11 protein-coding genes and 1 pseudogene are annotated in these 14,661 nt (G+C 58.8%); 8 read left to right on the top strand and 4 right to left on the bottom strand.

The window, feature by feature from the left end:
• Nucleotides 1-9 precede the first annotated feature (9 nt).
• From ACP4CD_RS13780 to ACP4CD_RS13815, 8 genes are all read left to right on the top strand, one after another.
• Nucleotides 10-1,110, top strand: a complete 1,101-nt coding sequence (locus ACP4CD_RS13780; RefSeq protein ID WP_313729105.1) for a glycosyltransferase — start codon at nucleotides 10-12, stop codon at nucleotides 1,108-1,110.
• Between the two features lie 36 nt (nucleotides 1,111-1,146).
• Nucleotides 1,147-1,920, top strand: coding sequence for an asparagine synthetase B family protein (locus tag ACP4CD_RS13785; RefSeq protein ID WP_426991332.1), 774 nt, complete (start codon nucleotides 1,147-1,149; stop codon nucleotides 1,918-1,920).
• On the top strand, nucleotides 1,830-3,083 hold the full coding sequence (locus tag ACP4CD_RS13790; protein WP_426991333.1) for an asparagine synthetase B family protein: 1,254 nt from the start codon (nucleotides 1,830-1,832) through the stop codon (nucleotides 3,081-3,083). Before ACP4CD_RS13785 ends, ACP4CD_RS13790 begins: the two co-directional genes overlap by 91 nt.
• Nucleotides 3,084-3,098: 15 nt before the next feature.
• A complete protein-coding gene (locus ACP4CD_RS13795; RefSeq protein WP_313729107.1) occupies nucleotides 3,099-4,241 on the top strand; it encodes a glycosyltransferase family 4 protein in 1,143 nt (380 codons plus the stop codon).
• 31 nt (nucleotides 4,242-4,272) lie between these two features.
• The gene (locus ACP4CD_RS13800) at nucleotides 4,273-5,238 is read left to right on the top strand and encodes an NAD-dependent epimerase/dehydratase family protein (protein WP_426991336.1); all 966 of its coding nucleotides are present in this window, start codon (nucleotides 4,273-4,275) and stop codon (nucleotides 5,236-5,238) included.
• Between the two features lie 148 nt (nucleotides 5,239-5,386).
• Entirely contained in the window at nucleotides 5,387-6,268 is an 882-nt protein-coding gene (locus ACP4CD_RS13805; RefSeq protein WP_426991338.1) for an MraY family glycosyltransferase, read from the top strand.
• A complete protein-coding gene (locus ACP4CD_RS13810) occupies nucleotides 6,265-8,127 on the top strand; it encodes a polysaccharide biosynthesis protein (RefSeq protein WP_426991340.1) in 1,863 nt (620 codons plus the stop codon). The genes ACP4CD_RS13805 and ACP4CD_RS13810 overlap by 4 nt, the downstream gene beginning before the upstream one ends.
• 74 nt (nucleotides 8,128-8,201) lie before the next feature.
• Nucleotides 8,202-9,239, top strand: coding sequence for a coproporphyrinogen III oxidase (locus ACP4CD_RS13815; RefSeq protein ID WP_426991341.1), 1,038 nt, complete (start codon nucleotides 8,202-8,204; stop codon nucleotides 9,237-9,239).
• 250 nt (nucleotides 9,240-9,489) lie between these two features.
• Here the strand turns inward: ACP4CD_RS13815 and ACP4CD_RS13820 are convergent, their stop codons facing one another.
• The 4 genes and pseudogenes from ACP4CD_RS13820 to ACP4CD_RS13835 form a co-directional block, all read right to left on the bottom strand.
• Nucleotides 9,490-10,029, bottom strand: a complete 540-nt coding sequence (locus ACP4CD_RS13820; RefSeq protein WP_426991343.1) for a DUF1697 domain-containing protein — start codon at nucleotides 10,027-10,029, stop codon at nucleotides 9,490-9,492.
• 179 nt (nucleotides 10,030-10,208) lie between these two features.
• Nucleotides 10,209-10,739 (bottom strand): annotated as a pseudogene (locus tag ACP4CD_RS13825) (REP-associated tyrosine transposase).
• A gap of 501 nt (nucleotides 10,740-11,240) precedes the next feature.
• A complete protein-coding gene (locus ACP4CD_RS13830) occupies nucleotides 11,241-11,888 on the bottom strand; it encodes a hypothetical protein (RefSeq protein ID WP_426991345.1) in 648 nt (215 codons plus the stop codon).
• Nucleotides 11,889-12,227: 339 nt separating this feature from the next.
• Complete coding sequence (locus tag ACP4CD_RS13835; RefSeq protein WP_426991347.1) at nucleotides 12,228-14,594, bottom strand: phosphoketolase family protein; 2,367 nt, start codon at nucleotides 14,592-14,594, stop codon at nucleotides 12,228-12,230.
• Nucleotides 14,595-14,661: the final 67 nt, after the last annotated feature.

The following is a 14,661-nucleotide window of genomic DNA, read 5'->3' on the forward strand; positions in this document are numbered from 1 at the left end:
CAGACCACCGTGAAACTGATCTACGACGCCCGCCCGATCGCGCTGCAATACACCGGCCTGGGCCGCTACACCGCCTCGCTGCTACTCGCCCTGTTGGACAGTCCGCGCCGCGCCGACCTGACCATCGACGTGCTGATCGACCGGGGCTGCGATCCCAACGGCATGCACTATCGGGCCCTGCAACGTTATCTGGAACTCGGCGCTTGCCGCTTGCACGCCGTCGATGCGCCGCCGATTTCGTTCCGTCAACACGTCTCGGTGCCGCGCTGGGTCAACCGGCAAGGCGCCGACCGCTATTTCTATCCGCATTTCGACATGCCGCTGGGGATCAAGATACCGAGCGCCTTCGTCGTCCACGACTTGATTCCGCTGCTGGTGGACGGCTATGTGCAGTCGCTCGGCTTCGCCAAGAAACTGTATTTCCGACAAATGCTGCGCCACCACGTCGCCAGGGCGCAAGCCTGTTACGCGGTGTCGGCCACGACTCGCCAGGATATACTCGAACAGGTCGGTGAACGCTGGGCGGGCAAAGTCCGGGTGGCTTACGAAGGACCGGTGCTGACCGACGCCGGCGGCGACATCGAACCGCCGCTGCTGAACCCGCCGTATCTGCTTTACGTCGGCGACCGTCGTCCGCACAAACATCTGCGCCGCATCGTCGATATTTTCAAGTTGCTGCGCGACCGCCACGGTTACCAGGGCCGATTGGCGCTGGCCGGTTCCCGGCGGAACTTCGATTTCGATTTGGACGCCTATATCGCCGACCGCGCCGACATCCGCGTGCTGGGCAACGTCTCGGACGCCGAACTCCTAGCGCTGTATGCCCACACCGACGCCTTGATGTTTTTATCGGCCTACGAAGGTTTCGGCCTACCGGTGGTGGAAGCCGCCCGCTTCCACCGCAAAATCGTCGTGTCGGACGGCGGCTCGTTGCCGGAAATCACCCCGCCCGGCGCCTGCCAAATTCCCTGCTCGCTCGCCACGGACGCGGCGGCCGAGCAAATCGCCGCCTATTTGGCCGACCGGACCCAGCCGGAGCTGAGCGACTACAATCGACGCTATACTTGGCGGCGGGCGGTTGAAGCGATTTTCCCGGAAGCGCTGGCATGAACACCTTTACATACAATATTCGAGGACACTGAAACCATGTGTGGTTTTGCCGGCATCTTTCAGCCCAACGGCGGCGATTCCACGCGTCTTGGCGACAGCCTCGCTATCATGAACGCCACGCTGAACCATCGCGGCCCGGATGACAGCGGATTGTGGCTGGATGCAGAGGCCGGCTTGGGTTTGGCGCATCGGCGCTTGGCGATCCAGGATTTGAGTCCGGCCGGCCACCAGCCGATGCCGTCGGCTTGCGCCCGCTACGTCATCGCCTTCAACGGCGAAATCTACAACCACCTGGCGCTACGCCAACAGTTGGAACGCGAAAACCGCGCGCCGGTCTGGCGCGGTCACTCCGATACCGAAACCCTGCTGGCGGCCATTGCCGCCTGGGGCCTGGAACAAACCCTGGCCGCCTGTGTCGGCATGTTCGCGTTCGCGTTGTGGGACCGGCGCGATCGCGTGTTGACGCTAGCCCGCGACCGGTTGGGCGAAAAGCCGTTGTATTACGGCCGGCAAAACGGCACGCTGCTGTTCGGCTCGGAGTTGAAAGCGCTGAGAGCGCATCCGGATTTTCGCGGCGAGATCGACCGCGAAGCGCTGACCCTGTTTCTACGTCTGAGCTACGTGCCCGCCCCGCTTTCGATTTACCGGGGTATCGGCAAATTGCCGGCTGGCTGTTACGTCCGTTTCGCCGGGCGCGACGACCCGCAACCGGTCGCGTATTGGTCGACGGCAAACGCGGCGGCGGCCGGGATCGACTCCCCTATCCCGGCAACGAAGCCGAGGCGGCCGCCGAATTGGAGCACTTGCTGAACCAATCGATCGCCGGTCAGATGCTGGCCGACGTGCCGCTCGGCGCGTTTTTGTCGGGCGGCATCGATTCGTCGTTGATCGTCGCGTTGATGCAAGCGCAGTCGGCGCGGCCGGTAAAAACCTTCACGATCGGCTTTAACGAAGCCGGCTACAACGAAGCCGAATACGCCCACGCGGTGGCCCGCCATTTGGGCAGCGAGCATACCGAACTCTACGTCTCGGCGGCTCAGGCCCGCGCGGTAATCCCGAATCTGCCGACGATTTACGACGAACCCTTCGCCGACGCCTCGCAAATTCCAACCTGGCTGGTCAGCCAATTGGCGCGCGAGCAAGTGACGGTCAGCCTGTCCGGCGACGGCGGCGACGAATTGTTCGGCGGCTATAACCGCTATTTCCTCGGTGCCGGTTTATGGCGCAAATTGGCGCCGTTGCCGCCCGTCGCGCGCACCCTCGCGGCGAATCTGTTAACCGGCTTCGGCGCCGAACAGTGGAACCGGCTGGCCCGGTTGGCCGCGCCGTTATTGCCGAACGCCTGGCGCTACGCCAACCCCGGCGACAAATTGCACAAACTGGCCGGCGTGCTGCATGCCCGCTCGCCGGACGCGCTGTATCGGCATTTGATTTCGCACTGGCGGGAACCGGCCGAGTTAGTCGTCGACGGCCGCGAGCCGGCAACGCCATCGCCCGACGCTCGTTTCGGTTTCGTCGAACGCATGATGCTGTCCGACACCGTCGGCTATTTGGCGGACGACATTCTGGTCAAGGTGGATAGAGCGGCGATGAACGTCAGCCTGGAAACCCGCGTGCCGTTTCTAGATCACCGATTGGTCGAATTTGCCTGGCGCTTGCCGTTGGCGATGAAAATCCGCGGCGGCCAAGGCAAACATATCGTCAAACAAGTGCTTTACCGCCACGTGCCGCCGGCGTTGCTGGAGCGGCCGAAGACCGGCTTTTCGATTCCGTTGGACCAATGGTTGCGCGAACCGTTGCGCGACTGGGCCGACGACCTATTGAACGAACGCCGCTTGCGCGAGCAGGGTTTTCTAAAACCGCGACCGATAGTCGAGGCCTGGCAAGCCCACCGAGGTGGCCGTTTAAATCGTCAATACCCGCTGTGGAACGTATTAATGTTTCAGGCATGGCTGGAAAAGCAGACGGGCTAGGCGGATAATTCGGTCATGGCAAACCCGAAACTGCTCTATTTCGTCACCGAGGACTGGTATTTCTGCTCGCACCGGATGGCGTTGGCCAAGGCGGCTCGAGCCGCCGGCTTCGACATCAGCGTCATGACCCGCGTCACTCGCCATGGCGACGCGATCCGCGCGGCCGGCTTCGAACTGATCGACCTGCCGGTCGATCGCGGCGGCACCAATCCGTGGATCGAATTAAACACCTTGATGCAAGTGTGGCGGGCCTATCGCCACCTAAAACCCGATCTGGTCCACCAAGTCGCGCTGAAGCCGGTACTTTACGGCGGCATCGTCTCATTGCTGATGCCGGAACTGAAAACGGTCAACCTGTTGGCCGGCCTCGGTACGATTTTTTCGTCGTCACACCAACGCGCCAAATGGCTGCGGAAAGTGGTCCAGCCGCTGTTCAGCCTGTTGTTCCGGCGCCCCAACAGCCAAACCATCGTCCAGAATCGCGCGGATTACGCGTTGTTGCGCGACCAGTTGCGGGTTCCCGAGTCGGCCCTGCACCTGATCAAGGGTTCGGGTGTCGATACCGACGAATTTCGCGCCATCCCGGAACCGCCCGGCCGGGTAACGATAGCCCTGGTTTCCCGCTTGCTGTGGGACAAGGGCATCGGCGAGTATGTCGCCGCCGTCGGCCTTTTGAAACGCAAGGGCCTGGAGTTTGACGCGTTGCTGGTCGGCAGCCCCGATCACGAAAACCTCGCGCCGATCAGCCAAGCCCAGTTGACGGCTTGGAACCGACAAGGCGACGTCCGCTGCGTTGGCCACGTCGACGACGTCGCCCACTTCTGGCGCGACGCGCACATCGCGGTGTTGCCGTCGTTTTACGGCGAAGGTATTCCCAAGAGCCTGATTGAGGCCGCCGCCAGCGGCCGCGCCATCGTCACGACCGACACGCCGGGCTGCGACGAAATCGTCGCCGACGGCGAGAACGGCTATTTGGTGCCGGTCAAGGACGTACCGGCCCTGGCCACCGCGCTGGAAAAACTGCTGACCAACCCAGCGTTGCGCCAAGCCATGGGACTAGCCGGCCGCCGCAAGGTCGAACAGGAATTCTCCGACGCCATCGTCCTGGCGCAAACACTCGCGGTGTATCGGCTCTTGCTCGACGCCGCCCCCGACTAAACCCAACTCCGGCCGCATCCCTGTCCACTTGATGAACGACGCGATCCGCTCGATTTTAATCACCGGCGCCAACGGCTTTATCGGCTCGGCCCTACGCGACGCCTTATGCGTGCGCGGCCATGCGCCGAAAACCGCCGGCCGCGCCACGACGGCCGGCATTGACTTCGCCTGGGACATGGCCGGCGAAGCGGCTTGTCCACCCGAGTTGCTGGACGGTATCGATACCGTGTTCCATCTGGCCGGCAAGGCCCATGCGCTGGCCGAAAATCGCCAGGACGAGGCCGAGTACTTCGCGGTCAATACCGCAGGCACCCGCAAATTGCTGGAAGCCGCCAAAGCGGCGGGCGTGCGGCGTTTCATTTATTTCAGCAGCGTCAAGGCCGTCGGCGATGCCGAGCAAGCGCCGTGGGACGAAACCGCGTCCGCGCCGGCCGACACGCCTTACGGCCGCTCCAAATACACCGCCGAGCAGTTGGTATTGCACGGCGGCTACGTGCCACATCCGGTCGTAATCCGGCCGTGCATGGTGTACGGCAACACCAACAAGGGCAATTTGCCGCAGATGATACGCGCCATCCACCAAGGCCGGTTTCCGCCGCTGCCGGAAACCGGCAACCGGCGCTCGATGGTGCACGTCGCCGATCTGGTCGAAGCGGCGATCCTGGTGGCGGAACACCCGGCCGCCGCCGGCCAAATCTATATCGTCACCGACGATACGCCCTATTCCACCCGGCAAATTTACGACTGGATTCGCACCGCGCTGGGCAAACCGCCGGCGCGCTGGCGCGTGCCATTCCAAGCTCTGCGCGCCGCCGCTCGGTTCGGCGACGGCCTGAACCGGCTGTGCCGGCAGCGCATGCCGTTGGATAGCGACACCTTGCGGAAATTAACCGATTCGGCCTGGTATTCGTCTGCTAAAATCCGCCGGGAACTGGGCTTTACTACCACCCGCAATCTTCGGGACGCCCTGCCCGACCTGATTCGCTATTTGACCTGATCCGCGTGCTGCTTTTCTTCCTCGTCGTTTGCCTGTCGGCCGGCCTGACCGGACTGATCCGTCTTTACGCCTTGCGCAACCGCGTGCTGGACATCCCCAATCAACGCAGCTCCCACACCACGCCAACCCGCGCGGCGGCGGTTTGGCGATGGTTATTAGTTTCGCGGCCGCCTCGGCTTGGCTATACCTCGGCGGTCGTTTACCTGCCGACGCCGCGCTAGCCTTGGCCGCCGCGCTACCGGTCGCCGCGATCGGCTTTCTCGACGACCATGCCGAAGTCAGCGCCCGTTTAAGACTGGCCGTTCATCTGCTGTCGGCCGGCACGGCCGTCTGGCTGCTGAACGGTTTACCGGCCGTGCTAATCCCGGCGCCGCTGGACGGATTATTGGGCGGGCTGATTTGGCAAGCGGGCAGCCTGGGCTATGCCTTGGCGTTGTTGGGCTTGGTCTGGTCGTTGAATCTGTTCAATTTCATGGACGGCACCGACGGCATCGCCGCCTCGGAAGCCCTGTTCGTGTCGGCGGCGCTGGCCGGCTTGCTACATTACATCCACCCCGGCCTAGCAGCAACGGCGCTGGCCTTAGCCGCCGCCAGCGCGGGTTTTCTGATCTGGAACCGGCCAAAGGCGAAAATCTTCATGGGCGACGTCGGCAGCGGCTTCATCGGTTTGGCGCTGGGTTTGCTGATCGTGCTGGCCACGCGCGAGGCCCCGGCTCTGCTGTATTGCGGCGTCATTCTTTACGGTCTGTTCATCGTCGATGCCAGCTACACGTTGGCGCGCCGCGCGCTCGGCGGCCAACGCTGGTACGCTGCGCATTGCTCGCACACCTATCAACACGCCGCCAAGCGCCACGGCCACGCCAACGTCTTGCTGGCCTGCTGGGCGATCAATCTGCTTTGGCTGTTGCCGATTGCATTTTGGGTGTTCTCCCGCCCCGCTTACGCGCTGGCGGCGATCGCGCTGGCCTACACGCCGCTGATCCTGCTCGCCCGGCATTATCAAGCCGGCCAACCCGAGTTTCAGCCGTGACCTGGCGTTTCCGCTCGCGCACGACGATCTTTCTGCACGATCTAGCGATGGTGCCGCTGGCCTGGTTCGGCGCTTATTGGCTGCGCTTTAATCTGCACGCGATTCCGGACGAATACCTGTATTCGGCGTTTCTGTTTCTGCCCGGCGTCATCGGCGTCCAGGTCGGGCAATTCTGGCTGTTCGGCTTGTACCGGGGCGTCTGGCGTTATTCGTCGCTGCCCGATCTGATCCGGATCGGCAAGGCGGTGTTAAGCGGGGTGTTTTGGATCGCCTGCGGCCTGTTTCTTTACAACCGTCTGCAAGGCGTGCCGCGCTCGGTGGTACCGCTATACGTGATCATTCTATTCTCGCTGCTCAGCGTGCCGCGTTTGGTGTACCGGTTTTGGAAGGAGCGGGCCTTCGTCGAGCGGGTCGGCCGGCGGGCGTTGATCGTCGGCGCCGGATCGGCCGGCGAAATGCTGGCGCGCGACCTGCTTGCGAATCACGACAGCGGCTACGTTCCGGTCATTTTCGTCGACGACCATCCGGGCAAATTTCGCCGAGAGATTCGCGGCATCCGGGTGGCCGGCAACGCCGAGCAAATTCCGGAATTGGTCAAGCAATGGGACATCGAAACCGTGTTGATCGCGGTGCCGTCGGCCAACGCCGCGCAGATGCGCCGTATCGTCGAAATCTGCGAAGGCTGCGGCGCCGATTTCCAAACCCTGCCGTCGGTCAAGGAGTTGTTGAGCGGCGCGGTCACCAAGGCCAATCTGCGCAGCGTCTCGATCGAAGACATTCTGGGTCGGGCGCCGGTCAAATTGGACTGGCCCGGCATTCAGGCCCATCTGCGGGATAAGACGGTGTTGGTCACCGGCGGCGGCGGTTCTATCGGTTCGGAACTGTGCAAGCAACTCGCCAAGGTAAAACCCCGGCGGCTGATCGTCTTGGACCAATGCGAATTCAATTTGTACAAGATCGACGCCGACCTGGCCCGGCTGTTTCCGCAATTGCCGCGGGTCGCGGTGCTCGGCGACGTGGCCGACATCTTGACCGTGCAACGCCTGATCGAAACCGAGCGTCCGGAAATCGTGTTCCACGCCGCCGCCTACAAGCACGTGCCCTTGTTGGAATATCAGGTCCGCGAAGCCGTGCACAACAACCTGATCGGCACCAAAATCCTCGCCGAAGCCGTCATCGCCGGCGGCGTGGCGCGCTTTGTGTTGATTTCGACCGACAAGGCGGTCAATCCCAGCAACGTGATGGGCGCGACCAAGCGCGCCGCCGAAATCCTGTGCCAGAACCTGGACCGGCCGGGCTCGACCCGCTTCACGACGGTGCGCTTCGGCAACGTGCTGGATTCTGCCGGCAGCGTCGTGCCGCTGTTTCGCGAGCAAATCAAGGCCGGCGGCCCGGTCACGGTCACCCACCCGGACATCACCCGCTACTTCATGACGATACCGGAAGCCTGCCAGCTGATCATGCAGGCCGAAACCGCCGGCCAGGGCGGCGAAATCTTTGTGCTGGACATGGGCGAGCCGGTCAAGATCCGTTATCTGGCCGAACAAATGATCCGGCTCAGCGGCAAAATCCCGGATCGCGACATCGCGATCGAATACGTCGGCTTGCGTCCCGGCGAGAAATTATACGAAGAGCTGTTCCATGAACAAGAGGCCTTGCAAGCCACCGGCCTGCCGAAACTGCGGCTAGCCAAGGCCAGGGTCTACGACAGCGGCGAATGGCTGGCCAGCATCGAGCGCATGCAGGCCGGCTGCCTGTGCCGCGAAACCGGCGAGCTGCTATCTTGTTTGAAACAATTGGTCCCTGAATTTCAACAACAAACCCAAAACCGAGTCGAGTCCATCGATCCGCCCCGGTAGCACCCGATCGGCGCATCGCGGCGACCGTTGCCTAACCGACCTCAACCAACTCGTTAAATCTCGGAAATCAGAATATGCAAGCGATTCACGCAAAATCCCCGCGCGCCGAGCGCGCTTACGCGATGCTCCGCGAGCTTAGGCGGCGTTTCGTGAGCCAACTAAACCCAATCGCGGTCCAATTCGGCGACGGCCAGCCATTCGAGCCGATCGAATGGCTGCGCGACCAAGGCCGGCACGGCGGCGGCGCCCGCTACATGGCCACCGACCTGAACGCATTCAACCGCGCCTCGGTCAACACCTCGCAAGTCCAGTACGACGACGACCCCGCCAAGAAGCTGGCTTCCGCGTCGGCGCTTTCCACGATCATCCATCCGAACAACCCGCTGGCGCCGTCGGTACACATCCACATCAGTTGGACCGAAATGAAGGACGGCAACGGTTACTGGCGGATGATGGCCGACCTGAATCCGTCGAACCCGATCGAATCGGACACGACCCGGTTTACCGACTGCCTGAAACAAGCCGCGCCGGCGCTCTACGACGAAGCCGCGCGACAAGGCGACCGCTACTTCTATATCCCGGCGTTGGAACGCCATCGCGGCGTCAGCCACTTTTATTTGGAAAACCATAATAGCGGCGATTTCGACGCCGACCTGGCGCTGGCCCAGGCCGTCGGTACGGCCGCGATCGATACCTATTGCGCGATATTGGCGGCGGTGCTGGCGACCCGCACCCAACCCAGCGCGGAACACCGCCAACGCCAGCTCGACTACCACACTTTGTATCTTTTCCAAGTGTTGACCTTGGATCGCGGCACCACTTCCGGCTTGCTGGTACACGATCAGAACGACGTCGGCATTCTGGCTTCGTTGCCCGCCCAAATTCATCGCGGCTTGCTGGCCTCATGGCTCGCCGGAATGCCAGTGCCGCAGGACGCTTTGTTGCGCGGCCTGCTGGCCTGTCTGCCGGAAACCGACCCCTGCCCGATCGAAGACGCGACCAAGCAAGCGTTCGCGGCTTGCCTCAGGCAACACTACACCGCACACCCGGAAGCCATAGACTTGCAAGCCAGCGGCAACTCCATCCCGCCGACGGTCAGCAATCATCGTTGACGAAAATGGCTCAAACTTGCCAAAGAAGTCAAGCCTGTCGGGAATGAGCCGAATCACAATGAAATTGAAGGGCTTTAGAACACCGGCTTTCGCGGGGGCTTGGTAATTCCTGTCACGACAACGCCCTTACCGTTCCCCTAGCCTTCGGCTTTACGAAAACCCGGCCGCCGGGCTTTAACCAACATGGTAACGAACCATGAACTGCGCGGCTTTTTGCGCGGTTCCGGTGCATTGCGAGCTTAGGGAGCTGCTATCCCGAACTTGCCATTTCCATGACTTTACAAACCGTTTTCCAGTTGCGATCCGTCATTGAGATACCCAAAAGTTTCTCTGAGTTAGCAGCGAGCCTCGACCTACCAATCCCCTCCGGCGCATGAAGGTAAAACACGTGCTCGGTTAACAGAAAACGTTCGCTATTCGTTCTTAGGGCGGCAAGCTTCTCCAGGTTTGGATTTTTTGGCGATGCGGAGAGAAAACCGAGGTGTAAGCTACTCGGGGCAATCACCGCCTCGGGAAATGGATTCTCCGCGATGGCTTTGGAGAGTGCTTCGAGAGTAAGAATGTGAATATGCGGCTCGAAACCACGGCGCATATTGATCTCGGCGGAAAGTTGCTTGGAAAGATGAGCCAGGTTTTTTTCAGTACTCTCAAATACCGCGTTGCCGCTTTGAATATATGTCCGAACCTTCCGAGCCCCGATCTGTTCCAAGGCGGCAACAAGTTCCTTCATCGGTAGCGAACGGTTGCCACCGACATTAATGCCACGAAAAAAGGCGACGTAAGTATTCATATTGGCAGTACCAGAGTAAATCTCTAAGCGACCGAACATTCGACATAAGAGGCGCTCGCCACAGTACAAGCTCCGATTAGCGCAGCGTAATCGGAGGAACGCAATCACATACTACGGTTCTCCAACTCGATAAGGTGCGCCGATAGGATGTGCCGACGCAAGGAGGCGCATCGGTAGAGTTACTCAATGCCGTTAATATCTGATTTTTCATTATTTCCCCAGTTTTTCGTATAAATACCTTGCTCAACATAATGATGGAAACTCGAATAAGGCCAATCACAAACTTTATTGACCCACCCATGTTTTACCGGATTCCAATGGATATAATCGACATGACGGTTGTAATCGTCTTGGTCTTCGATTAAATGAGCCAAAAATCGGCGTTGCCAGATTCAACGCTCTCGTCGTTTTTGACGGCTTTTTGAGATTCTTTCACCGGGGTCGATTGTCCTGGAAAATCGCCCTTTCAATATATTCCATCTGACAGAGAAATTACCGTCGTCGGGCGGCAATGTCCAAATACAATGCAAATGATCCGGCATGATGACGATGGCATCAACATGAAGAGGTTTGCGTTGTTTTACATATCGAAAGGCATCGCGTAATTCATCAATCTTGTCAGTCAATAAATGATTATTTTTGCGTTCGGCAAGATTGACGGTAAAAAACCACATGGCTTTCGGTATGTAAAAACGACGATATTCGGTCATGGTGTGTTTGATACTCGAACGATGCGCCTCCTTGCGTCGGCACATCCTATTTAGCGCATCTTATCGAGTTACGAGACTCGCCCGGCTGCGCGTATTGATTGAACAACGTTGCGACCACGACAGGTTTTCTCCCCTGATGCCGCGCCGAGCACCGAAGGGTTTGAGCGGGATTTGCCCGGCAGGGGCGCGGCAGGAATGCCGCGCGTTTTCGGAGGGCTAGGACAGCCCTTCCGAAAACCCCGCTCAAACTCGCAGGCGCGCAGGACAAATCGGCAGGATAGCCGATTTGCATGCGATAGCACCCGAAGGGCGAGGCACAAGGATGTGCCGAGTAAGCCAAGCGGCATGGGGTGGCCTTTTCTTTGGTTTCTTTCTTTTGGCCAAACAAAAGAAAGAAACTCGGCCGTCGGGCCGAAACCCGACATTAAAATCAGCTTCGAATTAGCGAAACACAAAATAAATTTGCTTTCAATCCGCGTGGGCACAAACACCGTGCCCACCCTACGCGGCTAATACCCAAAAAATATTTTTTATAATTACCCATGAGAATAATACAAAGCCAATTACATAAAGAGTGGAACAGATGTATCTAAAACAATGATATTCGGTATTCAAATAATCATATAATGCCCAGAATTGATCTTCTTCAGTCCTTGGCATTTTTTGACTCTTATCGCCTGTAGTAATTCCGGAAATCCGTCTTAATTCTTCGTACTCTCTAGAATCTTCTGATTCTTTCTGACGAATTTTCGCTAAATGGCGTTTGTATTTTTCTGTCATGTACCTGGATAGATGATTTATATTTCTTCTTGATCCGGTGTATTCACCATAATCTTTAAAATCTTTTATTAACTCTGGAGCCAGAACTATATAAATTATATTTCCAAGAACAAAGCATAATGATGAGTAAAAGAATGATTCCCACGAGAATGGTAGCGTTAAAATAAATTCGTACACATTGCCATCGATAGTTATCTTTATGGAGTCATTTATTTTCGATAAGAACTTTGCCGCAAGCGGAACAACAAATAGCCATACATATGTTGAACTAATTATTTTGCTATTTTGTATAGCGCGAAGCTTATCCCAATTTGTCAATTTTTTAGCCCATATTGACATTTCTTCTATTTCACTTTTGTATTTTTGCATAATTACGCTTGTCATTGTCTTTCGAATACACCCACCGTTCTAAAATGTTGAAGCTAGTTCTTCGTTCCAATCTACGCTATCTCGTTCACAGCCTAACAAGCAATTAAATAGTTTCCGTAACCACCACACCACGATTCACCCGCGCGACAACCCGTTGTTAAACATTGAGTGTCTCCTTCCGTAAATCATTTTACGACCTGCAATGGCAATTAAGGCGCCGACATTGAATCAAGCCAAGCGCCAGGCGACAACACTTAGGTTTCCGCCGCGCCCGAGGCGATGTCCCAGCCATTCCGGCTCGCGCCGGAATGGCTGGCTGCCGACGGGTTTAGCAAACGATCACGGCCACAGCCAGTTGTCCGCTTCCGGCAAGTCCACGCCGTTTTCGTAGGCGTAGTTGCGGCATTCGATCTGGCGGTCGCGGAGTTTTTCCTTGACGTGGGCGCCGGCGACTCGGAGCGCGGGTATCCGGTCGATCACGTCGATGGCTAGGCTGAAACGGTCGATTTCATTTTGGATCGCCAATTCCAGCGGAGTGTTGATGCTGCCTTTTTCCTTGTAGCCGCGCACGTGCAGATTTTTGTGGTTGGTGCGGCGGTAGGTCAGGCGGTGAATCAGCCACGGATAGCCGTGGAAATTGAAGATAACCGGCTTGTCGACGGTAAACAGGCTGTCGAAGTCCTTGTCGCTCAAGCCATGCGGGTGCTCGGCGGCCGGGGTCAGCTTGTAGAGATCGACGACGTTGACGAAGCGGATTTTCAAGTCCGGGAAATGCTCGCGTAGCAGGACCACCGCCGCCAGCGCTTCCTTGGTCGGAATGTCGCCGGCGCTGGCCAGCACCGCGTCCGGCTCGCTGCCGTTGTCGTTGCTGGCCCATTCCCAAATGCCGATACCCTTGGTGCAATGCTTGATCGCGGCGTCCATGTCCAGATATTGCAGGTGTTTTTGCTTGTCGCAGACGATGACGTTGATGTAATTGGTGCTTTGCAAACAATGGTTGGCGACCGACAACAGGCAGTTGACGTCGGGCGGGAGGTAGATTCGGGTGATTTCCGGGCTTTTGTTGACGACCACGTCCAGGAAACCGGGGTCCTGGTGGGTGAAACCGTTATGGTCCTGGCGCCAGACCGTCGAGGTAATCAGCAGATTCAACGACGACACCGGCGCCCGCCAAGACACGGCCTTCATCATCGCCAGCCATTTGGCGTGCTGGTTGAACATCGAGTCGATGACGTGAACGAAGGCCTCGTAGGTCGAGAAAAAACCATGGCGGCCGGTCAGCAGATAGCCCTCCAGCCAGCCTTCCAGCGTGTGCTCGGACAGCATTTCCATGACCCGGCCGTCGGTCGCCAATTCGCCGCCGTCGGCGTCTTCCGGCAAATAGTCGGCCAGCCAGGTTTTTTTGCTGGCACCGTAGATCGCATCCAGTTTGTTGGACGAATTTTCATCCGGGCCGAATACCCGGAAGTTGCGCATGTTCTCCGCCATAATGTCGCGCAGGAACAGGCCGAGCGGCCGGGTGTTCTCGGCGACCGATTTGCCGGGGCCGGGCAAGGCCGCCGCGTAGTCGCGAAAATCCGGCATCCGCAATGCTCGGCGCAATACGCCGCCATTGGCGTGCGGCGTCGCGCTCATCCGTCGCGACCCCTTCGGCGCCAGTGCTTTCAATTCCGGAATTAAACTGCCGTTAGCGTCGAACAATTCTTCCGGCCGGTAGCTCCTCAGCCACTCGTCCAATTGCGCCAAATGCGCCGGCTTTTCCCTGACTTCGGCCATCGGCACTTGGTGAGCGCGCCAGAAGCCTTCGACCTTGCGATTGTCGACAAACTTGGGGCCGGTCCAACCTTTGGGCGAGCGCAACACGATCATCGGCCAGCGCGGCCTTACCACGTCACCGCCGGCGCGGGCGGCCTGTTGTATCTTGCGAATTTCCAGCAGGCAGGTTTCCAGGGTCTCGGCCATTTTCCGATGCATTGTCAGCGGATCGTCGCCCTCGACGAAATACGGGGTCCAGCCGTAGCCTTTGAACAGGTCTTCCAGCTCTTGATGCGAGATGCGCGACAGCAAGGTCGGGTTGTTGATCTTGTAGCCGTTCAGATGCAGGATGGGTAGCACGGCGCCGTCGCGGGCCGGATTCAGGAATTTGTTGGAATGCCAGGAGGTCGCCAACGCGGCGGTCTCGGCCTCGCCGTCGCCGACCACGGCCGCGACTAGCAGATCCGGATTGTCGTAAGCCGCGCCGAAGGCGTGGGAAATGCTGTAACCCAGCTCGCCGCCTTCGTGGATGGAACCCGGCGTTTCCGGCGTGCAATGGCTGCCGATACCGCCCGGAAACGAGAATTCCTTGAAAAACTGGCGCATGCCTTCTTCGTCTTCGCCCTTGTTCGGATAAATCTCACTATAGGTGCCTTCCAAGTAAACCGGCGCCAACACGCCCGGCGCGCCGTGGCCGGGGCCGGCAATGAACAGCACGCTTTGGTCGTACTTGTTAATCAAGCGGTTCAGATGCACGTAGGCAAAACTCAAACCGGGACTGGAACCCCAATGGCCAAGCAGGCGGCGCTTGATGTGCTCGGGTTTTAACGGCTCGCGCAGCAAGGGATTGTCGCGCAGGTAAATCATCCCGGCGGCCAAGTAATTGCACGCGCGCCAGTAGGCGTCGATCTGGCGCAGTTCGGTGTCGGACAGGTTGATTTCGGTACTCATGACTACTCCGTAGGTTCGGCTGAAACGATGGCGATTCGGATAACGACAACCATGCCGATCGACGGAG

The organism is Methylomonas stagni, assembly GCF_050154735.1.
Lineage (GTDB): Bacteria > Pseudomonadota > Gammaproteobacteria > Methylococcales > Methylomonadaceae > Methylomonas > Methylomonas koyamae_A.